The 24,895-nt window shown below is 63.8% G+C and carries 21 protein-coding genes; 11 read left to right on the top strand and 10 right to left on the bottom strand.

The window, feature by feature from the left end; genetic code table 11:
* Positions 1 to 33: 33 nt before the first annotated feature.
* From V6766_RS06815 to V6766_RS06795, 5 genes are all read right to left on the bottom strand, one after another.
* The gene (locus V6766_RS06815; RefSeq protein WP_448464814.1) at positions 34 to 627 is read right to left on the bottom strand and encodes a DJ-1/PfpI family protein; all 594 of its coding nucleotides are present in this window, start codon (positions 625 to 627) and stop codon (positions 34 to 36) included.
* 67 nt (positions 628 to 694) lie between these two features.
* Positions 695 to 1,660: a substrate-binding domain-containing protein gene (locus tag V6766_RS06810; RefSeq protein WP_448464812.1), complete on the bottom strand. Its 966-nt coding sequence runs from the start codon at positions 1,658 to 1,660 to the stop codon at positions 695 to 697.
* 39 nt (positions 1,661 to 1,699) lie between these two features.
* On the bottom strand, positions 1,700 to 2,695 hold the full coding sequence (locus V6766_RS06805; protein ID WP_448464810.1) for an ABC transporter permease: 996 nt from the start codon (positions 2,693 to 2,695) through the stop codon (positions 1,700 to 1,702).
* Entirely contained in the window at positions 2,692 to 4,251 is a 1,560-nt protein-coding gene (locus V6766_RS06800) for a sugar ABC transporter ATP-binding protein (RefSeq protein WP_448464808.1), read from the bottom strand. Before V6766_RS06800 ends, V6766_RS06805 begins: the two co-directional genes overlap by 4 nt.
* Entirely contained in the window at positions 4,248 to 4,934 is a 687-nt protein-coding gene (locus tag V6766_RS06795) for a GntR family transcriptional regulator (protein WP_448464806.1), read from the bottom strand. The genes V6766_RS06800 and V6766_RS06795 overlap by 4 nt, the downstream gene beginning before the upstream one ends.
* Positions 4,935 to 5,040: 106 nt before the next feature.
* Here V6766_RS06795 and V6766_RS06790 point away from each other — a divergent pair, with 106 nt between their 5' ends.
* From V6766_RS06790 to V6766_RS06775, 4 genes are read left to right on the top strand one after another with little or no spacing between them, the layout of a single operon-like run.
* On the top strand, positions 5,041 to 6,045 hold the full coding sequence (locus tag V6766_RS06790) for an Ldh family oxidoreductase (protein WP_448464804.1): 1,005 nt from the start codon (positions 5,041 to 5,043) through the stop codon (positions 6,043 to 6,045).
* A gap of 21 nt (positions 6,046 to 6,066) precedes the next feature.
* Complete coding sequence (locus V6766_RS06785) at positions 6,067 to 7,272, top strand: iron-containing alcohol dehydrogenase (protein WP_448464802.1); 1,206 nt, start codon at positions 6,067 to 6,069, stop codon at positions 7,270 to 7,272.
* Between the two features lie 13 nt (positions 7,273 to 7,285).
* Positions 7,286 to 8,752, top strand: a complete 1,467-nt coding sequence (locus V6766_RS06780; RefSeq protein ID WP_448464800.1) for an NAD-dependent succinate-semialdehyde dehydrogenase — start codon at positions 7,286 to 7,288, stop codon at positions 8,750 to 8,752.
* Positions 8,753 to 8,769: 17 nt separating this feature from the next.
* Positions 8,770 to 9,609: an alpha/beta hydrolase gene (locus V6766_RS06775; RefSeq protein WP_448464798.1), complete on the top strand. Its 840-nt coding sequence runs from the start codon at positions 8,770 to 8,772 to the stop codon at positions 9,607 to 9,609.
* Positions 9,610 to 9,640: 31 nt separating this feature from the next.
* Here the strand turns inward: V6766_RS06775 and otnC are convergent, their stop codons facing one another.
* The 5 genes from otnC to V6766_RS06750 all read right to left on the bottom strand — a co-directional run bounded on the left by otnC (position 9,641) and on the right by V6766_RS06750 (position 14,684).
* A complete protein-coding gene (otnC, locus tag V6766_RS06770) occupies positions 9,641 to 10,273 on the bottom strand; it encodes a 3-oxo-tetronate 4-phosphate decarboxylase (protein ID WP_448464796.1) in 633 nt (210 codons plus the stop codon).
* Entirely contained in the window at positions 10,270 to 11,532 is a 1,263-nt protein-coding gene (gene otnK / locus V6766_RS06765; RefSeq protein WP_448464794.1) for a 3-oxo-tetronate kinase, read from the bottom strand. The genes otnC and otnK overlap by 4 nt, the downstream gene beginning before the upstream one ends.
* A gap of 1 nt (position 11,533) precedes the next feature.
* Entirely contained in the window at positions 11,534 to 12,526 is a 993-nt protein-coding gene (gene denD, locus V6766_RS06760; RefSeq protein ID WP_448464792.1) for a D-erythronate dehydrogenase, read from the bottom strand.
* A gap of 12 nt (positions 12,527 to 12,538) precedes the next feature.
* Complete coding sequence (locus V6766_RS06755; protein ID WP_448464790.1) at positions 12,539 to 13,327, bottom strand: FadR/GntR family transcriptional regulator; 789 nt, start codon at positions 13,325 to 13,327, stop codon at positions 12,539 to 12,541.
* Positions 13,328 to 13,709: 382 nt separating this feature from the next.
* Positions 13,710 to 14,684 carry a LacI family DNA-binding transcriptional regulator gene (locus tag V6766_RS06750; RefSeq protein ID WP_448464788.1) on the bottom strand — a complete coding sequence of 325 codons (975 nt, stop codon included), beginning with the start codon at positions 14,682 to 14,684 and terminating at the stop codon, positions 13,710 to 13,712.
* 161 nt (positions 14,685 to 14,845) lie between these two features.
* On the opposite strand from V6766_RS06750, the gene V6766_RS06745 reads away from it, so the two are divergent.
* The 7 genes from V6766_RS06745 to V6766_RS06715 all read left to right on the top strand — a co-directional run bounded on the left by V6766_RS06745 (position 14,846) and on the right by V6766_RS06715 (position 24,604).
* Complete coding sequence (locus V6766_RS06745) at positions 14,846 to 16,771, top strand: ABC transporter substrate-binding protein (RefSeq protein WP_448464786.1); 1,926 nt, start codon at positions 14,846 to 14,848, stop codon at positions 16,769 to 16,771.
* Positions 16,772 to 16,865: 94 nt separating this feature from the next.
* Positions 16,866 to 18,974, top strand: a complete 2,109-nt coding sequence (locus tag V6766_RS06740; RefSeq protein ID WP_448464784.1) for a hypothetical protein — start codon at positions 16,866 to 16,868, stop codon at positions 18,972 to 18,974.
* A 43-nt stretch (positions 18,975 to 19,017) separates the two neighbouring features.
* Positions 19,018 to 20,007 carry an ABC transporter permease gene (locus V6766_RS06735; RefSeq protein ID WP_448464782.1) on the top strand — a complete coding sequence of 330 codons (990 nt, stop codon included), beginning with the start codon at positions 19,018 to 19,020 and terminating at the stop codon, positions 20,005 to 20,007.
* Entirely contained in the window at positions 20,004 to 21,203 is a 1,200-nt protein-coding gene (locus tag V6766_RS06730) for an ABC transporter permease (RefSeq protein WP_448464780.1), read from the top strand. Before V6766_RS06735 ends, V6766_RS06730 begins: the two co-directional genes overlap by 4 nt.
* A 10-nt stretch (positions 21,204 to 21,213) precedes the next feature.
* The gene (locus V6766_RS06725) at positions 21,214 to 22,935 is read left to right on the top strand and encodes an ABC transporter ATP-binding protein (RefSeq protein ID WP_448464778.1); all 1,722 of its coding nucleotides are present in this window, start codon (positions 21,214 to 21,216) and stop codon (positions 22,933 to 22,935) included.
* 11 nt (positions 22,936 to 22,946) lie between these two features.
* Positions 22,947 to 23,723, top strand: coding sequence for a hydroxypyruvate isomerase (gene hyi, locus V6766_RS06720; RefSeq protein ID WP_448464776.1), 777 nt, complete (start codon positions 22,947 to 22,949; stop codon positions 23,721 to 23,723).
* Positions 23,724 to 23,734: 11 nt separating this feature from the next.
* Positions 23,735 to 24,604 carry a 2-hydroxy-3-oxopropionate reductase gene (locus V6766_RS06715; protein WP_448464774.1) on the top strand — a complete coding sequence of 290 codons (870 nt, stop codon included), beginning with the start codon at positions 23,735 to 23,737 and terminating at the stop codon, positions 24,602 to 24,604.
* The last annotated feature ends 291 nt before the right edge of the window (positions 24,605 to 24,895 follow it).

Here is a 24,895-nt window from a genome sequence, read left to right as displayed (position 1 = left end):
TTGCTGCGACCCCGCGCTTTGCTTGCCTATCACTCAGCTATGGCGGATTTCCGTGCCGAGGACTTTGAGGCATTCCCGCATGAAGGCGGCCAGCCCGGTCCAGCCCTTGGCCGACACCATCGTGCCATCGACATAGGCCTCTTTCGGCTCGACGTCGATATAGGTGCCGCCCACCGCCGCGACTTCCGGAGCGCAGGCGCCGAGACCGGCAACCTTGCGGCCCTTGAGCACGCCGGGCACGGCCATCAGGATCTGCACGCCGTGGCAGATCGTGAAGATCGGCTTGCCGGCCTCGTGGAAGTGCCGGACCATCGCCTGGATGCGCGGGTCGGTCCGGATATATTCCGGCCCGCGACCCCCGGCGGCATAGACCGCGTCATAGCTGTCGAGTTCGGCCTCGGCTTCGGAGAAGGTCTTGTTGATCTCGGCAAAATGGCCGGGCTTTTCGGTATAGGTCTGGTCGCCCTCGAAATCGTGGAGCGACGTCTTGATCAGGTCGCCTTCGCTCTTGTCCGGGCAGACGACGTGAACCGTGTGGCCGACGGCTTCCATGCCCTGTTGATAGACGTAGATTTCATATTCTTCGGTGAATTCGCCGGTGAGCATGAGGATTTTCTTGCCGCTCATCTCGATCTCCTGATTTTGGGATTGATCCGTCCGGCCGCCGCAAGACGGCCGGACTGGGTATTTCGGTTCAGAACGGGGAGTCGGGGAAATAGAACTGATCCGCGTTCTCGGGCGTGATCAGCGGGGCGTCCAGCTTGAACGATCCGCGCATCGGCGCCTGGCCCGCGAACTGCGCCGCGGTCATGTACATGGCCGAGGCGATCATCGACGGCGGGTAGGGCGTGGAGATGGGCGTGCGTTCGTCGCCCGCCTGCACCATCTCGATCACCTGTTTCATGCCGTTGCCGCCAAGCGCGTACTGGACATCTTCCCGTCCGGCCTGATCGACCGCTTCGATCACGCCGAGCAGCATGTCATCATCATTGGCCCAGACCGCATCGATATTCGGATAGCGGGCGAGATAGTCCTGCATCAGGGTGAAGGCTTCATCCTGGTTCCAGTTGGCATACTGCATGTCGAGGATTTCGATGTCGGTCTGGTCGATGACATCCTTGAAGCCCTTGATGCGTTCGTCATCGATCACGGTGGGGATGCCGCGCAGCACGACGATCTCGCCTTCGCCGCCGAGCTTGTCGACCAGCCATTTCGCCGTGTTCGCGCCAACGGCGATGTTGTCGCCGGCGACATAAAGGTCCTGGATTGACGGGTCGGAAAGACCCCGGTCCACCACGGTGATGAAGGTGCCGTTCGAGGCGACCTGCTCCACCGGCCCGGTCAGTTCCTCCGACGTGAAGGGCAGGATGACAAGCGCGTCGAGCTCATTCGTGGCCGACAGGTCCTCGAGGGACGACACCTGCGCCGTCGCCGAAGAGGCCGTCGAGACGATGATGTCGATGTTCGGGAATGCGGCCTCGATCTGCTTTTCCGCCTGTTCGGCATGGTAGACCACGCCGCCCGTCCAGCCATGCGTGGCCGCCGGCACGGAGACCGCGATGGTGAATTCCTTGTCCTGGGCAATAGCGGCCTGCCCGAGCAGCGTTCCCGCCGCCACTGTGGCCGACAGGAGCGCCAGCCTTCCGGTCTTGATTGTCATAGTTTCCTCCTCCTCAGTTTAGATATGAGCCTCGCCTTTTCAGCGAGAGCTGGTGAAGCGGTGAGCCAGCATGGCAATGATGATGATCGCCCCCTGGACCGCGGCCACGAGGTATTCCGACACCATGTCCGAAAGAACCATGACGTTGGCGATAACCTCGAGAATGAGCGCGCCGGCAACGGTGCCCCAGATATGGGCCTTGCCGCCGCGCAGAAGCGTGCCGCCGATGACGACAGCGGTGATGACCTGGAGCTCCCAGAGCTGACCGGTGGTCGGCGTAGCAGCACCAAGGCGCGGCACGTAACAGATCGCGGCGACGGCGACGCAGAAGCCCTGTATGACGAAGGCCATGGTCCGGATTCGGCCGACATGAACGCCGGAAAACCGCGCAACGTCGGAATTCGAGCCGACGGCGGTGACGCGGCGGCCGTATTTCGTCTTGTAGAGGATGAACGCGCCGAGCAGGGCGATCACGATGGTGATCAGCACCGGATAGGGAATGCCGAGGAAATCGCCGAAATAGACGGGCCGGTAGGCACTCCTGAGGCTGCGATCGATGGACAGCGAGCCGCCATCGGTCATGTAGGTGATGAAGGCCCGGAAAATCCCCATCGTGCCGAGGGTGACGATGAAGGGCTCAATCCGCCCCACGGTGATGATCAGCCCGTTCAGCAGGCCGCAGAGCGAGCCCACGACCAGTGCCACCAGCGCACCCGCCGGGATCGCCCAGGGGCCAAGGTAAGGGACGAGCGCGTTCATCGCCATGATCATGATGCCGACGACGAAGGCCAGCATCGAACCCACCGACAGATCCAGTCCGCCGGTCGCGATCACGAAGGTTGCGCCGACGCCGATAATGGCGATGAAGGCGCTGCGCGTGATGACGTTCAGGATGTTGTTCGTCGCCATGAAATTGGAATTGATCATCGTGCCCAAAAGCACGATCAATGCCAGGGCGATGAACGGAGCGAGATCGCTCCAGCGGATCTTGAAGCCTTCTCTTTCCGGAAGCGTAGTTATGTCTGCGCTGCTCATGCGCGGTTCCTCCCCTCGGTATCATGTCTGCTGCTCGCGGCGGCATAGACGACGTTCTGCTCGGTGATGTCGTCACCCGTCAGCTCGGCGACGAAGCGTCCTCCACGCATCACCAGCACGCGGTCGGACAGGCCGACGAGCTCTGGCAGTTCGGATGAGATCACGACGCAGGCCTTGCCGGCCCGGACGAGTTCGTCGATGAAGTGATAGATCTGGCTCTTGTTGCCGATGTCGATGCCCCGCGTCGGCTCGTCGATGATGACGATCGAGGGTTCGGCGAGCATCACCTTGGCCAGCAGCAGCTTCTGCTGGTTGCCGCCTGAAAGCTGCCCGGCCTCCACCGAGAGCGTGCGGACCCGGATGTCGTAATCCTGAACCGCCGACTGCACGGCGCCTGCTTCCTTCCTGCGGTTGAGGCGCAGGCCGGGAAGGATCATGTCGAGCGCCTGGAGTGTCAGGTTCGGGCCCAGTCCCTCGTTGAGAAGGAGGCCTTTGCCCTTGCGGTCCTCGGTCAGGTAGACGACGCCCGCGGCCATCATCGAGCCGACATCGGGCTTGGCGACGGGCGTGCCGTTGACCGAGATGGACCGCGCTTGCGCGGGGCGAAGCCCCATCAAGCCCTCGATCAGTTCCGTGCGGCCGGCCCCGATCATGCCGCCGATGCCGAGAACTTCCCCCGGGCGGACGCTGAAGGAACCGGAGAACTTGCCGTGGTCGACGGAGAGCTCTTCGACGCTCAGAATCGGTTCCGCGGTCGCCGGTTCCCGTTTCGGCGGATAGAGCATGGAGAGCTCCCGCCCGACCATCAGTTCGGCCATCTGACGCTGGCCGAGTTCGCTTGCGGGCCAGGTGCCGATCATCTTGCCGTCGCGCAGAACGGTGACGCGATCGGCCACCGCCTCGACCTCTTCCAACCGGTGGGAGATATAGAGCACCGCCACGCCATGGGCGCGCAGGTTCCGGACGATCTCCAGAAGCGCGTCGACCTCGTCATTGGCCAGCATCGCCGTCGGCTCATCCAGGATCACGACCTTGCGATCGTCGAGCAGGGCGCGGGCGATCTGCACGAGCTGGCGCTGCGCAAGCGGCAAATCGCCCACAAGCGTGGTGGGGCGCGCCGTGGAGCCGACGCGCGCCAGCACGTCCGCCGTGCGGCGGTTCATCATGCGGTCATCCACGGCAAGCCCGCGCGACAATTCGCGCCCCAGGAAAAGGTTCTCAGCCACGGTGAGGTCGGGCGCGAGCAGGATTTCCTGATGCACCAGAACGACGCCGGCATCCTCGGCCTGAACGGCGTTGGCGAAGGCGACCGGTGTTCCCGCCATCGACATCGCGCCGCCCGTCGGCGTGGCGTGGCCCGAGAGAAGCTTCATCAGGGTCGACTTGCCGGCGCCGTTCTCTCCGATGATCGCGTGCACCTCGCCCGCGACTATATCCAGCGTCACATCGCTCAGGACCGTGATCGGGCCATAGGCCTTGGAAAGGTCCTCGGCGCGCAGCACAGGCGCTTCCCGCGCCGGACCGTCAACGGCGGTATCAGTCACGGCGAAGGTCATTCGAAGGCCGCCGCGAGCCGGTCCCGCGACCGCTCGATGTGATCGTACATTGCATGGTAGGCCGCGTCCGCGTCGCCGGCGCGGAATGCGGCGAGCAGGCGCTCGTGCTCCTCCAGCGCTTCCTGGGTCACGCGGCTGTGGAACATCAGGCGGAAAATGTGCAGGTGGATGTGCCTGTCGGTCAGCGCCTGGCGGGCGAACTCATTATCCGCGACCTTCAGGATCTCCTCGTGAAAATGCGCATCGGCCCGGGCAAAACGGGAGTAGCGGCTGTTGCGGCTCACGGGCTGCTCGCCCTTCTCCATGTCGGCCGCCGCCTTTTCCAGCTGCTCGAGTTTTTCAGGGGTCAGTCTGAGGCAGGCCTGCCGGGCGCTCTCCGGCTCCAGCATCAGCCGGAACCTGTAAAGGTCGTCGAACTCCTTGGGCGTGAGCTGGGGCGCGGCCGAGTAGCCGATCAGGTGGGCCTTGCGCACCAGCCCCTCGCGTTCCAGCCGGGTGAGGGCGTCGCGCACCGGGGTCTGGGAGACATTCAGCTCCCGCGCCAGCTGGTCGATCGGGATTCGCGCACCTGGCAGGATCTCCAGCGACATGATGCGCTGGTAAATCTGTTCGTGGACGCTTTCGGAAATGCTCAGGGGTCGTGCGAACCCGCCTTTCTGGTCGTGATCCGTCGTTACCGCCATCTGAACCTCCCCGGCCTGCATTCTTGACATGCTTCGCTTTATCGTCGATATGATATCGAATGTCAAATACAATATCATATACGATTTGATCTGGGAGGGTTGGCATTTGTTGGTTTCGGCCGATTATCTGCGCGCGATTGCGGAGAAGGCGCTGCTGGCGCAGAAGGTCGAGCCCGACAACGCGTCGCTTCAGGCCGACCTTCTGATTGAGGCGGAGCTGCGGGGGCTGCCGTCTCATGGCGTCCAGAGACTGCCCCGGCTCATTGCGCGCCTGCGCGCAGGCCTTGCCGATCCGGCTGCTGGAGGAAAGGCGCGCAGAACCGGCGCCGGTGCTTTCACCATCGATGGCGAGCGCGGGCTCGGCCCGGTCGTCATGATGCGCGCCTTGGAGCGGCTTGCGGCGGTGACGCCCGAACAGGGCATCGCGCTGGCATCTATCCGCAACGCCAATCACATCGGGATGCTCGCCTATTATGTCGAGGCGGCGGCCGAGCGGGGATTGATCGGCATCGTCATGACCACCAGTGAGGCGCTGGTGCATCCCTATGGCGGCACGGAAGCGATGCTGGGAACTAACCCGATCGCCATCGGCATCCCCACCGGCGCCGAGCCCTTTATTCTCGACATCGCAACCAGTCGCGTCTCGATGGGGAAAATCCATCACCACGCCCTGATCGGCGCGCTGATCCCGGATGACTGGGCCGTCGATGCCGACGGCCGCCGCACCACCGATCCCGAAGCGGCGCGGACCGGCGCGATCGCGCCCTTCGGCGACGCCAAGGGATACGGCCTCGGTCTCGCCGTGGAACTGCTGGTCGCATCGCTTGCAGGCTCGGCCTTCGCCCCCGAAGTTGGCGGCACGCTGGACGCCACCAGACAAGCGAACAAGGGCGACATCATCATTCTGATCGATCCCGAGGCCGGCGAGGGTCATCCCTCCGGACTGGCCGCTTACCTTAATCGCCTGCGCGCCTCGCGCGCGGCCGACCCTTCGCGGCCGGTCGCTGTTCCAGGCGACGGGATGCGCGCCCGCCGGATGAAAGCGCTCGCCGGGGGCATCGACCTGCCCGATCCGCTGCATGAAGAAATCCGGGCCCTCTCGGAAGGCTGAGGAAAAATCAAAGGAGACAGGATGACCCTATTCGGCACGATCAGAGCCCCGAGAGAATTGATCTTCGGCTCGGGCCAGCGAGAAGCACTGGGGGCGGTGGCTGCGAAACTCGGGCAGCGCGCCCTTGTGGTGACAGACGAGCGGCTGGCCGGCGACGGCGACTTCAAACGCATGGTGGCGCAACTGGAGGCGGCGGGTCTTGCCGTAGAGGTCGACGGTTCGGCGCTTCCGGATGTGCCCGTCGAAGCCGCGGCCGCCAGCGCCGAAAAGGCCCGTGACTTTGCGCCCGATCTCGTGATCGGCGTCGGCGGAGGGTCCTGCCTCGACATGGCCAAATGCGTGGCCGTGCTGCTGACCCATGGCGGCAGGCCGCAGGATTATTACGGCGAGTTCAAGGTGCCCGGTCCGGTGATGCCGCTGATCGCCATCCCGACCACGGCGGGCACCGGCTCCGAGGCGACGCCGGTCGCGGTTCTCTCGGATTCTGAGCGCCAGCTCAAGGTCGGGATCTCCTCGCCCTATATCATCCCGACGGTCTCGATCTGCGATCCGGACCTGACGGTGACCTGCCCGCCCGCGCTCAGCGCCATTGCCGGCGCCGACGCCCTGACCCACGCCATCGAGGCCTTCACGGCGCTCCGCCGCGATCCGGTGCCGGGTCTGGCGCAGGAACGGGTCTTCGTCGGCAAGAACGCGACCTCCGATCATTTCGCGCTGACGGCGATCGGCCTGCTCTGGAACGGCCTCGAAAAGGCTTGCACGGAGGGGGGCAATGTTGAAGCCCGCGCCGATGTGATGCTGGGGGCGACGACCGCCGGTCTCGCCTTCGGCGTTGCCGGAACCGCCGCGGCCCATGCGATCCAGTACCCGGTCGGCGCGCTGACCCACACCGCGCACGGGGCGGGGGTGGCCTGCTTGATGCCCTATGTGATGGCGTGGAATGCCCCCGCAATCGGGCCGGAACTCGATCAGATTGCGGCGATCATCGGTCTCGAAGGCCGGGCGGAGGTCATCCCGGCCATCGTCGCGCTTTTCGATCGTATCGGCATTCCCCGCACGCTCAGCGATCTCGGCCTTGCCGAGGACCGGCTCGACTGGGTGGCCGAGCAGTCCTGCGGCATCGCAAGGCTGATCCAGAACAATCCGCGCCCGCTGCCGCTTTCGGATATGCGGCGGCTGGTCGGCGCGGCCTATCACGGCGAGCTGACAGCACTTTCAACGCATTGAGGGAGAATATCCAATGACGAACGACACCGCCTTTTCCGGCTATGCCGATCCCGCTCTTCACGCCAGGGGCCTGTTCATCGGCGGCAAGTGGGAGCCCGGCGGCGGAGCTATCCCGGTGCATGACCCCTCGACGGGAAATAGGCTTGCCGATGTCGCCGATGCCGGCATTGACGACGCCTTGCGGGCCGTGGATGCCGCCGAGGCTGCCGCCGAAGGCTGGCGCAGTACGTCTTCCCGCGAGCGCTCGGAAATCCTGCGCCGCTGGTTCGAGCTGATGCGCGCGCATGCCGAGGAGCTCGCCCTTCTGATTTCGCTCGAAAACGGCAAGGCGCTTCCGGATGCGCGCGGAGAGGTGGCCTATGCCGCCGAGTTCTTCCGCTGGTATGCCGAAGAGGCGACGCGGGTCGGCGGCGAATTCCGCCACACGCCCTCCGGCGCGCACAATATCCTCGTGGATCACGAGCCGATCGGCATTGCCGTTCTCATCACGCCGTGGAATTTTCCCGCCGCCATGGCGACGCGCAAGATCGGTCCGGCGCTGGCCGCCGGCTGCACGGTGATCCTGAAGCCCGCGTCGGAAACGCCGCTGACCGCCTATGCCATGGCCCGGCTCGGCGAGGAGGCCGGCGTTCCACCCGGCGTGGTGAACGTGCTGACCACCTCGAAGCCCGGCCCCGTGACGGCGGCCATGCTCGCCGACAAGCGAGTTCGCAAACTGTCATTCACCGGCTCCACCGGCGTCGGACGAACGCTTCTGGCGGAAGCGGCGAAATCGGTGGTGAGCTGCTCGATGGAGCTCGGCGGCAACGCCCCCTTCCTGGTGTTCGATGACGCCGATATCGAGGCTGCGCTCGACGGCGCGATGGTCGCCAAGATGCGCAATGGCGGCGAGGCCTGCACCGCGGCCAATCGGTTCTACGTGCAATCCGGCATTCACGACGCTTTCGTGGAAGGGTTGACCGGGCGGATGGCGGCGCTGAAACTGGGTCGGGGTTACGATCCGGATGTTCAGTGCGGCCCGATGATCACCACCAGGGCGGTGGAAAAGATCGACCGGCTGGTGTCGGAGGCCAAGGCCCGCGGTGCCAGGGCGACGACCGGCGGTGCGACGGTGGACGGCAGCGGATATTATTATCCCCCGACCGTGCTGGTGGACGTGCCGACCGACGTGGCGCTGGCGCAGGAGGAGATTTTCGGTCCCGTCGCCGCCGTCTACCGCTTCGAGACAGAGGAGGAGGCGGTGCGTCTGGCAAACGATACCGAATACGGGCTTGCGGCCTATGTCTATTCGGGCGATGTCATGCGGGCGATGCGCGTCGGGCGCGGGATCGATACCGGGATGGTCGGCATCAATCGCGGCCTGATGTCGGACCCGGCTGCGCCGTTCGGCGGCACCAAGCAGAGCGGTCTCGGGCGCGAAGGCGGCGTTACCGGCATATTGGAGTTCATGGAGCCCAAATATTTCGCCGTCGAGTTTTGAAGAGGGGGAAGACGACCATGGCGGAGCGCGATCTCTATCGCAACCGGGATTTCATCCCCGATTTCGACGCGATCATGGCCGAGACGGAGGCGCGCAGCCGCGCCTTCGCCGACCGGTCGCGCGTCGAACGGAATGTGCGTTATGGTGAGACGCCCCGGCAGAGCTTCGATCTCGTCTTTCCGCCGGCGCCCGCTCCCGGCGCGCCGCTGCACATGTTCATTCACGGCGGCTACTGGCGCGCGGGCAGCAAGGAGACGCATACGCTGGTCGCAGAACCCGTGGTCGCGGCGGGCGGGATCGCGGCGCTGGTCGGCTACGATCTGATGCCGGAAACCCGGCTGGCCGAAATTGTGGCGCAAGTGCGGGCTGCGGCCCGCCGCCTCGTGGACCTTGCGCCGGAGATCGGCGCGGACCCGGAGCGCTTCACCGTCAGCGGCCATTCCGCCGGCGCCCATCTGGCGTCGCTGCTTGCCTGCAGGGCGCCCGGCGACAGCCTGCCGCCGGACGTGCCGACGCTGCGCGGGATGCTTCTGGTCAGCGGCATATACGATCTTTCCGGCATTCCCGGCTCCTTTCTGAAGGACGAGGCCGGAATGCGCGCGGACGAAGCGCAGGCATGGTCGCCGCTCGCCGCCCGGCACATGCCGGGCCCGCTGCGGATCATCACGCGCGGGGAACATGAGACCGCGCCCTTCCAGGACCAGGCAATCGCCCTTGATGCCCTGCTCGCCAGGGACGGGCAGCAGACGGAGCTCAGAACGGAACCCGGCGCCAATCACCTTTCGGTCGTCTTCGACCTTGCCGACCCTGAGGCCGCCCTCGGCCAAAGGCTCTCCGCATTGGTGGCGTCATCCTGAAGCGTTTCCCGGCATAGCGTCGAGGCAAAGCTCACCGCAGCCTGAATGCCGCGTTGAGATCGGCGATCATCGACGGCGTCAGATGCCTGACCGGCATTCCACGGGTGATGATCGCAAGCTTGGCCGCCTCTTCTAACTCCTCGATGGCGAAGACCGCGGCGTCGAGGCTCGCTCCGCAGACGATCGGTCCGTGGTTTTCGAGAAGGGCCGCGCTGTGGCCGGCGACGATTTCGGCAATCCGCGCCTTCACTTCGGCGGACCCCGGCCGCGTGTAGGGCACGACGGGCACGGTGCCCACGCGCATCACCACGTAAGGCGTGATCGCTGGGATGGCGTCGGCCGGGTCGGTATCGGCAAGACAGGCGAGCGCGGTCGCATAGGAGGAGTGCAGATGGACGACGGCGGCGCATGAACGGCCCTCGTAGAAGGCGAAATGCAGCGGCAGTTCCTTGGTCGGCTTGTCGCCGGAAATATGGTTCCCGTCGAGATCGAGCTTTGAAAGGCGGTCGGGCTCGAGAAAGCCGAGGCATGAATTCGTGGGCGTGGCGATATAGCCGCCTTCGATGCGCGCGGAGATATTGCCGGAGGAGCCAGCGGTCAGGCCCCGCTCGAAAAGCGAGCGGCCCCATTTGACGATGTCCGCGCGTATCGTTTCTTCATTCATGGTCGTCCAAGCTCCTGCAAGGCCTTGCTAAAAAACTCGGGTCCGCCGAAATTGCCGCTCTTCAGCGCCAGACCGAGCGGGCCGTTTCTTTCGCCGATCAGCACCGGGACGCCGGGATCGATTTCGCGGCCGACGCGCATGCTGCCAAGGCCCAGCGCTTCTACGACCGAACCCGATGTCTCGCCGCCGCCGACGACGATGCGGCGGATGCCGGCGTCGGCAAGGCGAATGGCCAGCGCGGCGAAGAAGCTTTCGATCTTTGCGGCGACCGCCTCCCGCCCGAACTGTCGCTGCGCTTCGGAAACAGCATCCGGCGCGGCGGTGGAGAAGACAATCGGCGTGCTATCGCCCTGTTCGGCAACCCATGCGGCGGCTCGCTCCGGCGTCATCTCGCCGCTCAAAAGGGCGCGGGGGTCGACGGCCAGAGAGGGATTGGCCGCCTGATAACGGGCAACCTGTTGCTGCGAATTGGTCGAGCAGGAGCCGCACAGCACGACGCCCGGACCGTTCACCGGGGGCAAGATCTTCGCCGCGTCGGCAAGCTTGCCCCTAACCCTGAAATTCTGCGGAAGGCCGAGGGCGATGCCGGAGGCGCCGGTGACAAGCCTGTGGTCGGCGACGGCACGGCCGATCGTGACGAGATCGTCGTCACTGATGGCGTCGGTGACGACAAGATGCCGGCCGGCCTGTTTCTCGGCGGCGAATGCCGCAGCCAGCGAGGCGCTTCCGGCGCGCACCGTATCGAGGGCAATGCTGCCGACGTCGCCCCCGATCTGATGTCCGAGCCAGCGGCGTATATCCGGATCGGTCATCGGCGTCAGCGGGTGATGCCGCATGCCGGTTTCGGAAAGGAGGCGGTCGCCGACGAAAAGGTGCCCCATGAAAACCCGCCGGCCGGTCGCCGGAAATGCCGGGCAGACGACGGCGATATCGGTCCGCAGCAGGTCGAGCAGCGCTTCCGCCACCGGCCCGATATTGCCGTCCCGCGTGGAATCGAAGGTCGAACAATATTTGAAGATGATCTGCTCACAGCCCTGGTCGAGCAGCCATCGCGCCGCTGCCAGAGACTGTGCCACCGCCTCAGAAACCGGGGCGGATCTGGTCTTGAGCGCAACGACGCCGGCTTCGCAGGCAGGCGCGTCGGTGGCGATGCCGGAGAGCTGCCCGGAAAACTGCAAAGTCGCCATGCCGCCTCTGGCAAGCGTGTTCGCGAGGTCGCTGGCTCCGGTAAAGTCGTCCGCGATTGCACCAAGCAACATGTCAGTTGGGCTCCGCTATCCGGCTTTCGCGTTCATCCTCGAGATGGACCCGGATGATGTCCTCGAACGAGGCCTCGCCGCGGAAGCCGAGTTCTTCGGCGCGGCGGGCGTCGAAGCTCTGCGGCCAGCCGGAGATGATGGCGGCGATGTCTTTGTCGGGTTCGCGGCGGATCAGCCGGACCGCCTCGTCGCCTGCCACACGGCGCAGCGCTTCGATCTGATCGCCGACCGTTGCCGAAAGGCCGGGCATGGTCAGCGTGCGCAGCTGGCCGAGCGGGCGGGTATCGATTTCTGCGGCATGGAGCAGAAAGCCGATCGCCGCGCGCGGGCTTGCAAACCAGTGGCGTACGGTCTCGCTCACGGGAAGGATCGCTTCCTCACCGATCAGCGGTTCCCGCAGGATCGAGGAAAAGAACCCGGAGGCGGCCTTGTTGGGCTTGCCGGGCCGGATCGAAATCGTGGGCAACCGGATGCCGATGCCGTCGAAAAAGCCGTGGCGCGAATAGTCGGCGAGCAGCAGTTCGCAAATGGCCTTTTGGGTGCCGTAGCTCGTCAGCGGCGTTAGGCAATGGCTGTCGCTGATGACGGGCGGCAGCGGATTGCCGAAGACGACGATCGAGGACGTGAAGACCAGGCGCGGCATATAGGGCCGTTCCCGGCCGGCCAGCCGGACGGCCTCGAACAGGGCGCGCGTTCCATCGAGATTGACGCGATAGCCCTTCTCGAAGTCGGCTTCCGCCTCGCCGGAAACAATTGCCGCCAGGTGAAAGATGAGATCGGGCCGTTCAGCAATGAGGTGCTCGGCCGCGCCGGGCTGCGAAAGGTCTGTCGCCACCGTCTCGACTTCCACGTCGAAATCGGGCGCCTCCGGCGTAACGATATCGGTGAGGATCAGATGGCGTATCGGCTGGCCGCGCACTTTCCCGGAGGCCATCAGAGCGTGCACCAGCTTGCGGCCGATCATTCCGGCCGCGCCGGTTATGAGGATTTTCATGCTGCCCGCTCCCTATTTTCCGCCGTTGCCGTGCAAAACCGCCGCGCCGCCGACTGGGCTATCTGCCAGCGCGATGCCGCCTTGGTCGATCGCGCGCGATGTATCGTGAATGCGAAGTATGTGCTCCGAAAACGCCGCCGCCACCGCTTCGGGATTGCGCATCTTCAGCGCCCGCACGATGAAGCGATGGTCTTCGAGGCTTTTCTCGATCGCGCCCGGCTGGGCCATGGCGATACGGCGGTGATCGAGCATATAGGTGTATAGGTCGACCACGAAGTCGGCGAGAAGCCGGTTAGTCGAGGCGTAGTAGATGGTCAGGTGAAACTCCCTGTCGCATATCAGGAAGCGGACCGGATCGTCGATGGCCTGCTCCTGCGCTGCGATCGAGGCTTCGAGCCGCTTGATATCGTCCGGCCCCAGATGGCGGGCCGCGTCCGCCGCGACGGCTGTCTCGACCAAGAGCCGTGCGGCGTGCACTTCTTCCAGGCTGTAGCCGTTGATCGAGGAGGGGTCTGTCACGCCGATGCGGTGCGCGCTGACCTCGATGTCGACGCGCGCGACCCGCGTGCGTGCGCCCTGCGAGACCCGCACTACGCCCTGACCGGCGAGCAATTGTATCGCGCCGCGCACCGTCTCCCGGCTGACCGCCAGCATTGTGGAAAGTTCCCGCTCGCTCGGCAGCTCATCGCCGCGCTGCAGAATACCGGAGGCGATCATCGAGACGATCTTGTCCCGGATCATTTCCTTGGCGGTCTGCTTGTGGATCGCCTCATGGAGCGGCGATAGCGAAAGATTGCTCATTTATGCACCTAAATTGGACTGCTTGATAGACCAGTTAACCCATTCCGAAATAGCTGTCACCTCCCTTTCAGCAGAAGCGCACGGGGCAGGGCAAGGCGGTCGCATATGAGTGGACTGCATCTGGTGGCGGGCATTGCGGGGCGAACTGCGACAAATTCTTCCAAATCATCGGTGAGACTATGCACCTCAAGTCTCTCAGTTGCGCGACGAATGCGATCTGGTTCGGCATATATACCAGTTGGCAGGCAGGTCACGCGGCTCGCGCCGGCGCGATATCGTTCGCCGCCGGCTTCCACCGGACGGTAGTGCTCGATCGGAGCTCTGGAAGCGGAGACGGGTTAGGTGTCGTTTGGCGTCGCTCGGATCATGCGGTTGAGGCCTCTCACTTCGGCGCCGGTCCCGTCGACTGGCGTTCTATGATCTGACAGGGCACGTGGAGGCGCAGCGGACAGGCGGGGAAGTCCTGATTGGTGATGCGTTGGTGCAGCACGCGCGTCGCCATTCTGCCGATATCCACGCCCGGCACCCTCACCGTCGTCATCTGCGGCGAGATCTGCTGGGCGGCGGAGTAATCGCCGAAGCCGACGACGGAGGCATCGCGCGGTATCCGGTAGCCGCGGGCAAGCAGCTCGGAAATCACCGCCAGCGCAAGCCCGTCATGGGCGCAGAAGAATGCCGTCGGCTTTTCGATGTCCGTGATCAGCCGCCCGAAGGCCTCGCCGAAATCGCAGCCCTCCTCCAAAATGAGATCGTGGAGGACGGCATCCGGCGCGCGCTCGCAAACCTCGCGTAAGCCGTAAAGCCGCTCCATGCGCCCGCGAAAGCGCGGATCGCCATGAATATAGACGATCGTGCGATGACCGAGGTCCAGAAGAAAGCGGCCGACCGCCGAGCCCGCCTCATGGTCGGTCGCGCCCACCTGATCGACCGGCTCCAGCGGCTCCAGCCAGCTGTTGCGCACGATCGGAATGCCTGAATTGTGAAGCCGTCTGAGGTTCTCCTCATCATGCAGGCCGACGATCAGCAGGCCGCTGCACTCCTCCGCCAGCGCCTCGAGTTCCATGCCGTTGCGCGTGCTGCGGATGCGCAGGGCATAGCCAAGCAGCTGGGCCTCACGCTGGACGCCGTTCTGGATCTGCATATGGAGTTCGGTGTTGGTGACATCATTGTCATCGAAGACGACGCCGAGCACCCGGCTGGTGGATGCGGTCTTGCGGTAGCCGAGGCGCACGGCCGTTTCGTTGACCTTCAGCCGCGTGGCCTCGCTGACGCCGCTCTTGCCCGAAAGAGCACGCGACACCGCGAATTTCGAAAGTCCGGTTTCATCGGCAATGGTCTGGATCGTTACGCGCGACAAGGGGGCTCCTCACATTCATGCGGCATTATGGCCCGAAAGGGCGCGCGATGCCACAGTTCAAAAAAAACCTGAACCTAACACTTTACATAACAAAACTTCTATTTCAAGCTAGCTGTTAGTCGATGAAGGATAACGGAGCATCGACAGTAGGAGGAAAATCCATGAGGAATTTGAGCCGCAGAGCTTTTCTCGCGGCAGGGACGGCGTTTGCCGCTCTGCTGGCGCTGCCCGCCTGGGCTGAAATGGAATATAAGTCGCCCAATCTGGAAGAAGCGGTAAAGGCCGGCGATCTTCCCCCGGTCGCCGAGCGCCTGCCGGAAAACCCGCTGGTGATCACGCCCCGCGATCAGCCGGGCACGCAGGGTGGCACATGGAACCATGCGCTGGTCGGCGGCGGATCGCTGTCCATGCTGGTGCGCTATCAGGGCTATGAGCCGATGGTGCGCTTCACGCCGGACTGGTCCGGCGTCACGCCCAATGTCGCCGAATCCTTCGAGGTCAACGAGGATTCCACCGAATATACTTTCACCCTGCGCAAGGGCATGAAGTGGTCGGACGGCGAGCCCTACACCACCGAGGATGTAAAGTTCTGGTATGAGGACGTTTTCCAGAACCCGGAACTGACCATCGGCGATCAGGCCTTCTGGTATTCGACCGACGGCTCGGTTGCCGAACTGGAAGTGGTCGACGACCAGACCTTCAAGGTCAAGTTCGCGCAGCCGAACGGCTTCTTCGCCCAGCAACTCGCCTGGGCACAGCAGGACCAGATCACCCGCACGCCGAAGCATTATCTCAAGCAGTTCCACATCAAATACAATCCGGATGCCAACGAACTCGCCAAGGAGCGCGGCTATGAAAGCTGGGTGGCGTTGTTCCAGCGCGAATGCGGCGTGCAGCAGGACAATGACTTCTTCCAGAATTCCAACCGTCCGACGCTGAATGCCTGGAAGTTCACGATCGCGCCCGGCGAGGATACCGAACGCGCTGTCGCCGTGCGCAATCCCTATTACTGGAAGGTCGATACCGAAGGCACGCAGCTGCCCTATTTCGATGAGATCAACTATCAGATGGTCGGCGATCCGGAAGTGCTTCTCCTGAAGACGCTTCAGGGCGAGATCGACATGATGGACCAGTATATCGCAACGCCCGCCAACAAGCCGGTGCTTTATGACGCGCAGGAAAGCGGCGACTTCCATTTCTATACGCTGAAGGAAACCGCGGCGAATGTGATGGTGTTCCAGCTCAATCTGAACCACACCGATCCGGTCAAGAACGCGCTCTACAACAACCGCGATTTCCGCGTGGCGCTGTCCCACGCCATCGATCGCCAGGCGATGCTCGATGCCGTGTTCGTCGGCCAGGGCGCGCCGGCCCAGCCTTCGATCGTCGAAGGCGATCCCCTCTATGTCGAGCGGCTCGCCAAGCAATACACCGAATATGATCCGGAAAAGGCCAATGCGATCCTGGACGAGATCCTGCCCAACAAGGACAGCGAGGGGTTCCGGCTCGATTCCGAAGGCCGGCGCGTGACGATCATCTTCGAGATCGATCAGGTGCGCACCACCTTCCTCGACATGTTCCAGCTTGCGATACCGAACTTCCGCGATGTCGGCATCGATGCGCAAATCCGCACCATGGACCGTTCGCTCTGGGAAACCCGCGTCCGCCATGGCCGCGAGTTTGACGCCACGGCCCACCAGTTCGGCGCAAACAGCGGCGTCGCGGCGATGCTCGATCCGCGCTACTTCGTGCCGTTCAACACCAATGCGCTTTATGCGCAGGGTTGGGCCCTGCACTTCAACCAGCCGGACAATGACGCCGCCATCGAGCCGCCGGACGATGTGAAGGCGCAGCAGGCGCTCTACAAGAAACTGCTGGCCACCGGCGATCAGGACAAGCAGCACGAGATCATGCTGGAACTCCTGAACAATGCCGCCGACCAGTTCCTCGTCTTCGGCGTCAGCCTGCCCCCGGATGGTTACGGCGTGATCAAGAACGACATGGTCAACACCATGCCGGTCATGCCGAACTCGTTCGGCTGGCCGACGCCCGGACCGTCGGCGCCGGAGCAGTTCTTCAAGAACTGATCGGCAGAAACATCTGTCACCTTCGACCGACCAAGGGCCGGCCCGTTCCTCCACGGGCCGGCACCAGCCCCGCCTTACCTAACGGAACCGACACATGAAGCCCATCGACCCGATCGCAGCCGCCAGTCTCAGAACGCCGGACTGGTATAAGACCGCCACCCGCTGGACCCAGCTCACGCTGGTCGAGAACGACCCGGTCAAGTTCGATCCGGATTTCTGGATCGATGTGTTCCAACGCACCCGTTCCAACGCGGTCTGCCTGTCCGCCGGCGGCTATATCGGCTTTTACCCGTCCAAGGTTCCGCTGCATTATGTCAGCAAATATCTCGGCGACACCGATCCGTTCGGCCGCCTCGTCGATGGCGCGCGATCGCTCGGCATGCATGTCATGGCCCGCGTCGATCCGCACGCCATCCATCAGGATGCCGCTGAGGCGCATCGCGAATGGATCGCCGTCGACAAGGATGGCAAACCCCGCCGCCACTGGGCCTTTCCCGATGTGTGGGTCACCTGCGCCTATGGCGATTACAACAACAGGTTCATGCCGCAGGTCGTGAAGGAAATCACCCGCGACTACGATATCGACGCGATCTTCGCCAATCGCTGGCAGGGCCATGGCGTGTGCTATTGCGAGAGCTGCAAGACCCGGTTCAAGGGCGCCACCGGCTTCGATCTGCCGATGACCAGCGATGTCAACGATCCCGCTTGGCGGGCATGGTCCGGCTGGCGCCGCGATGTGCTGACCCGGATGGTCATCGCCTGGGATAATGACGTCAAGGCGATCCGCCCGCATGCGAGTTTCATTCCCAATATGGGCGGTGAATCGCTGATGGAATTCGATATCGGCCTGATCGAGAAGCATTGCCCCTTCCTGGTCGTCGATCATCAGGGCCGGCGCGGGCTGGAGCCGATCTGGCTGGCCGGCCGCAATGCCAAGCGGATGCGCGCCACCTTCCGCGACCGCCCTGTGGTGCTGATCACCTCGATCGGTCCCGAAGAGCAATATCGCTGGAAGGATTCCGTCACCACCGGGGCGGAAATCGAAAGCTGGATCGCGAACGGCGTCACCCACGGCATGCTGCCCTGGTTCACGAAATTCAACGGCGTGGTGCCGGATGAGCGCTGGGTCGCCCCGGTCGCCGCCGGCTTCGAAAAGCACGAGAAGCTTCAGGCGATGCTCGAGGCCACCACGCCGACCGCCGAGATCGCGATTATCGACCCCACCACGACCCTGAAAAACTGGGCGCGCGACGAGCGCCGTCAGGCCGAGGGCGATGATCTCGGCTTTTACCACGCGCTGATCGAGGCGAAGCTGCCCTTCGAATTCCTCTCCGACGAGGCAATGACGGCGGAAAGCCTGGATCGCTTCAAGCTGGTCATTCTCGCCAATGCCTCCAATCTGTCCGATGCCCAATGCGCACTCCTGAGAGACTATGCCGCGCGCGGCGGCAGCCTGATCGCCGCCCACGAAACGGCGATGCGCGACGAGAGCGGCAATGCGCGCGACGCATTCGCGCTTGGCGACGTGTTCGGGGTGAAGCGAACAGCGCTGGCGCGCGGGCCGGTCAAGAACAGCTATATCGTCCTTTCCGGCGGCCACCCGCTCACGCAGAGCTATGAAGGCGCCGGGCGGATCATCGGCGGCACCAAGCTTGCAGAGGTCGAAACCGTTGCGGGCACCGAGACGCCGTTCCTCAGTATTCCGGACTTTCCGGATCTGCCGATGGAGGAAGTCTATCCCCGCGAGGAGCCGCGCGGCGCCGCGGTCGTCACCCGCGAAACCGAGGCCGGCGGCCGCACGGTCTATATCCCGTGGAATATCGGCGGCATCTTCTGGGAGGTGCTGACCGCCGATCATCAGCGACTGATCGAAAACGCCGTACGCTGGGCGATGGGCGGCAGGTCGCGCGTCAGCGTTTCCGGGCATTCGGTGCTGGATATCGCGGTGCGCGAGAGCGGCGATACGCTTGCCGTTCTGCTGTTCAACCTCACCAATCCGATGATGTTCAAGGGGCCGACGCGATCGATCTATCCGGTTGGTCCGCACACGGTCTCGATCGCGATCCCCGAGGGTCGGTCCGTCCAGGACGCGCAATTGCTGATCGCCGGCAAGACGGCCGAATACCGGACAACGGGCGACACGGTGGAGGTCGATGTTCCCGAAATCGACCTTCTGGAAACGGTCGAGGTCCGCTGGTCATGATAGTGTCTGAAACCACAAGGACAGCTCGGACGGGAGGACGCTGATGCTGCGCTATATCATCATGCGGATCATATACATGATCCCGACCCTGTTCGGCATTTCCATCATCGCCTTCGTCATCATCCAGCTTCCGCCGGGCGACTATGTTACCTCGCTGATCGCCTCGATGAGCGACAGCGGCCAAGCCTTCGACCCGGCGGAGATCGCGCGGTTGAGGGAAATCTACGGCTTCGACGACCCGATCTATGTCCAGTACTACAAGTGGATTTCCGGCATTCTCCTGCATGGCGATTTCGGCCAGTCCTTCGAGTGGAAGCGGCCGGTCAGCGAATTGATCTGGGAGCGCATGGGCGCGACGCTTGCCGTCTCCGTCGCCTCGCTGCTGTTCGTCTGGGCGGTGTCGCTGCCAATCGGCATCTATTCGGCGGTGAAGCGGCATTCGCTCGGCGACCATGTCTTCACCTTCTTCGGCTTTCTCGGCCTTGCGATCCCGAACTTCATTCTGGCGCTGACGCTGATGTATTTCTCCTACAAGGTGATGGGCCAGAGCGTTGGCGGGCTGTTCTCGCCGGAATATGCCCATGCGGAATGGTCCTGGGGTAAGCTTTTCGACCTACTGGCGCATCTGTGGATCCCGGTGGTCGTGATCGGCACGGCGGGCACCGCCTCGCTGATCCGCATATTGCGCGCCAACCTGACCGACGAGCTCAACAAGCCCTATTACATCACCGCCCGCGCCAAGGGCCTGCATCCGACAAAGGCGCTGATCAAATATCCGGTGCGGATCGCGCTCAACCCCTTCGTCTCGGCGATCGGCTGGGTGCTGCCCAACCTGATCTCGGGCGTCACCATCACCGCGATCGTGCTCAACCTGCCGACGGCCGGGCCGCTTCTCCTGCGCGCGCTGATTTCGCAGGACATGTATCTCGCCGGCTCCTTCATCCTCCTCATGGGCGTTCTCACCCTGATCGGCATGCTGGTGTCCGACATCCTGCTCGCCATGCTCGATCCCCGGATAAGGTTTGACCAATGAGCGACAATATTTTCCAGGAAACCGCGCTGCATGAGCCGACGCACCATCATGGGCTCGATCGTCCCGCGATCACCCCGCTGAAAAAGGGCGTCACCAGCGATACCGACGCGGCGGCCGGCCAGTGGACGCTTATCTGGCACAAATTCGCCAAGGACAGGCTCGCGATCGTTGCCGGGATCGTCATTCTGAGCCTTTACCTGATCGGCATCTTCGCCGAGTTCCTCGCGCCGAATCTGGCCCAGTCCGCCCGCCCGCAATATTCCTACGCCCCGCCGCAGACGATTTCCTTTTTCGTCGAGGACGAGAACGGCGACCGGAAATTCCTGCCGCATGTGAAGGGCTACAGCGTCACGGTGGACCAGGCGTCGCTGCGGCGTTCCTTCGTCGTCGATGACAGCAAGGTGGTGCCGATCGGCTTTTTCGTGCGCGGGCCGGAATACAAGATGTGGGGGCTTTTCCCCTCCGATCTGCATCTGGTGGGCCCCTTGAAGGCGAACGACCCGTTCTACCTGCTCGGCGCCGACAAGCTCGGCCGCGACCTCTTCAGCCGGGTGATCTACGGCACGCGGGTTTCGATGTCGATCGGCCTGATCGGGGTGTGCATCAGCCTGATCCTCGGCGTGGTGATGGGGGCGCTGTCCGGCTATTACGGCGGCTGGGTGGATCTTCTGATCCAGCGGATCATCGAGATCATCTCGGCGATGCCGACCATCCCGCTCTGGCTCGGTCTTGCCGCCGCCATTCCGGTGTCGCTCGCCCCTCTGAAGGTCTATTTCCTGATCACGCTGATCGTGTCGCTGCTTGGCTGGACCTCGCTTGCCCGCGAGGTGCGCGGACGCTTCTTTGCGCTTCGGGGCGATGATTTCGTCACCGCCGCCAGGCTCGACGGCTCGAACGAGCGCCGGATTATCTTCCGCCATATCCTGCCGTCGCTGACGAGCCATATCCTCGCCGTCGTCACGCTGGCGCTGCCGACCATGATCGTCGCGGAAACCGCTCTCTCCTTCCTTGGCGTCGGGCTGAAGCCGCCGGTCGTCTCCTGGGGCGTGCTGCTGCAGGATGCGCAGAACATCCGCACCATCTCGACCGCCCCGTGGCTCTTGATCTGGCCCGCCGGCGCGGTCGTGATCGCGGTGCTCTCCTTCAACTTCCTCGGCGATGGCCTGCGCGATGCCGCCGATCCCTACGATAGCTGAGGCGATGACCATGACCACACCCCAGACCATCGTTCACGATCATCCGGGCTTCGGTGATGCGGTGCTATCGGTGAAGAACCTGTCCATCGACTTCCACCTGCGCCAGCACATCCTCCACGCGGTGCGCGATGTCACCTTCGATCTCCATCGCGGCAAGACGCTGGCGCTGGTCGGCGAGAGCGGCTCCGGCAAGTCGGTGACCGCGCGTTCGCTGCTGAAGATCGTCGACAAGGTGGCGACGATCACCAGCGGCACGATCGTGCTCGATACCGACGGCAAGCCCGTCGATATCCATGCGCTGCCGGACGAGGGCAAGGAAATCCGCGCCATCCGCGGCGGCCGGATCTCGCTGATCTTCCAGGAGCCGATGAGTTCGCTCTCGCCGGTCCACACGATCGGCGACCAGATCATCGAGGCGCTGAGGCTCCACCGGAACATGAACAAGGCAGAGGCGCGGGCGGAGACGATCAATCTTCTGTCGCAGGTGGAAATCCCGAACCCGGAAGCGATGATCGACCGCTACACCTTCGAGTTCTCCGGCGGCATGCGGCAAAGGGCCATGATCGCCATGTCGCTCGCCTGCGATCCAGATATCCTGATCGCCGATGAACCGACAACGGCGCTCGACGTGACGACGCAGGCCGAAATCCTCGACCTCATCAAGCGCCTGCAGGTGGAACGCGGCATGGCGATGCTGCTGATCACCCACGATCTCGGCGTCGTCGCCGAGGTCGCCGACGAGGTGGCGGTGATGCGCTTCGGCGTGATCGTTGAGCGTGGCCCGGTCGACGAGATTTTCTACAACGCCAAGCATCCCTATACCCGCCAGCTTCTGTCTTCGACCGTGCGGCTCGAAAAACCGCGTGTCGCGGACACCGCCCGGACCGAAGTGAAGGACGACGTCGTTCTGTCGGTGCGCAACCTCACCAAGGTGTTCGGCGCCGGCGCCGGCAAGAAGGGCTTTATCCTCAAGGCCGTGGACGACGTTTCCTTCGACCTGAAGCGCGGCGAAAATCTCGGTATCGTCGGCGAGAGCGGCTCGGGCAAGACCACGATGGGACGGCTGATCCTGCGCGTGTTGGACCCGACATCGGGCTCGGTGATCTACCGCCCCGGCGATGGCTCCGAGACCGAGGTGACGACGCTCGACAAGCAGGGCCTGCGCAACTTCCACAGCCAGGTCCGGCTGGTGTTTCAGGACCCGTTCGCCTCGCTCAATCCGCGCATGACGGTGCGGCAGGTGGTTGCCGACCCGCTTGTGGTGCAGGGCAAGCTCTCGGGCCGAGAAATCGAGGAAAAGGTCGGCGACCTGCTGGAACTCGTCGGCCTCGACCGTTCCGCGATGGAGCGTTATCCGCATGCCTTCTCCGGCGGTCAGCGGCAGCGCATCGGCATCGCCCGGGCCTTGGCGCTCGATCCCAAGGTGATCATCGCCGATGAGGCGACCTCCGCGCTCGACGTCTCGATCCGGGCGCAGATCCTCGATTTGCTGCTCGACCTGCAGAAGCGCCTCGATCTCTCCTACATCTTCATCGCCCACGACATTTCGGTGGTCCGCTATTTCTGCGACCGCGTGGCGGTGATGCATCGGGGGAAGCTGGTGGAGCTCGGCAGCGCCGAGCAGATCTGCACCGCGCCGGAAGAGGACTACACCCGCAGCCTGATTTCCGCCGTGCCGAACCCGGACCCGCGCAACAAGCGCATGCTGCACCGAACCAGATTTACTGCCTGAGGAGTTTTTCGATGCCGAAATTTGCCGCCAATTTATCGTTTCTCTACGCCGACCTGCCGTTCCTCGACCGCATCGCCGCCGCCGCCAAGGACGGGTTTCCCGCCGTCGAATATGTCGGCCCGTATGATTTCCCGGAGGAGGACGTTGCCGCCGCGCTGAAGGCCGCCAACGTCAAGCAGGCGCTGTTCAACCTGCCGGCCGGCGACTGGGCCGGCGGCGAGCGCGGCATCGGCTGCCTGCCGGACCGGGCGGAGGAGTTCAAGGCGGGCGTGGACAAGGCGATTTCCTATGCGAAGGCGCTCGGTTGCCCTAAGGTGAACTGCCTCGCCGGTATCGCGCCGAAGGGTGTCGCCGCCGAAAAGCTCGAGCAAACGCTGGTCGAAAACCTGAAATACGCTGCGCCGCGCCTCGCCGATGCCGGCGTCAAGCTGCTGCTGGAACCGATCAACCTGCGTGACATTCCGGGCTTCTTCGTTTCAACCACGGATCACGCCGAACGGATTCTCGATGCCGTCGGCTCGGACAACCTGTTCATCCAGTACGACATCTACCACACCCAGATCATGCAGGGCGACCTTGCCGAAACCTACAAGCGGCTCAAGGCGAAGATCGCCCATGTGCAGCTTGCCGACAACCCCGGCCGTCACGAGCCGGGCACGGGCGAAATAAATTATCCCTATCTTTTCAATATACTGGACGCGGAAGGTTATGACGGCTTCATCGGCTGCGAATACAAGCCTTCGGCCGGCACAAGCGAAGGCCTCGGCTGGATGAAGCCCTGGCGCTAAGGAGTGAGCACATGAAAATCGGATTTATCGGCCTCGGCCTCATGGGCCGTCCCATGGCGGCGCACCTGATCGACGCCGGCCACGAGCTCTATATCAACCGGGTGAAGCCGGTCTCTGAATTCCTCGTTGAAAAGGGCGCCACGGCCTGCGATACGCCGAAAGCCGTTGCCGAGGCCGCTGATATCATCATCACCATCGTGCCGGATACGCCGGATGTCGAAACCGTTCTGTTCGGTGAGAACGGCGTGGCCGACGGTCTTTCCGAAGGCAAGATGGTGATAGACATGAGTTCGATTTCTCCGGTGGAGACCAAGGCATTTGCCGAAAGGATCGCGGCGAAGGGCTGCGGTTATCTCGACGCCCCGGTCTCCGGCGGCGAAGTGGGCGCGAAGAACGCGGCGCTGACGATCATGGTCGGCGGTTCTGATGCCGATTTCGAGCGCGGCAAGCCCTTGTTTGAGGCGATGGGCAAGACCATCACCCATGTCGGCCCGGTCGGCGATGGCCAGACCGCCAAGGTCGCCAACCAGATCATCGTCGGTCTGACGATCGAGGCCGTGGCGGAAGGCCTGCTGTTCGCCAAGAAGGCGGGGGCGGACCCGGCCAAGGTGCGCGAGGCGCTGATGGGCGGCTTCGCCGGCTCGACAATCATGAAGGTCCATGGCGAGCGGATGATCGCGCGCACCTTCGATCCCGGCTTCCGCATCCGCCTGCACCGCAAGGACATGGCGCTCGCGGTGAACGCCGCCCGCGACATCGGCCTCGCTTTGCCGAATGCGGCCACCACCGAGCAACTGATGAACGCCGCGATCGCCCGTGGCGATGGTGACAAGGATCACTCGGCGCTGATCCGGACGCTGGAGGCGCTGGCGGGGTTGTGATCGAACGATCTTCGCCCTTAGGCGCAGGGTACCGCATGCTGCCTTGCGGCTTGCTCCCAGTAATCTCTCCCGCCTGCGGGAGAGATGCGCTGAAAGGGGCAGTGAGCAGCGTTTCAGTCCGCGAGGGCGATCGCGAGGATGGTCTCCCCCCTCACTGTCGCTTTCGCGACATCTCTCCCCTCCGGGGCGAGAAGGTTGGGGGCTCTGCGGTGAAGCCCGCCGGAGTTCGGCGTCACATCTGTATGGCGCAAGTCGGGGAGAGGCGCAGGTCAAAGCCGCCGACCCTTTCGA

This window comes from Martelella sp. AMO21009, from assembly GCF_053484295.1.
This window is presented reverse-complemented; position numbering and strand designations above follow the sequence as displayed.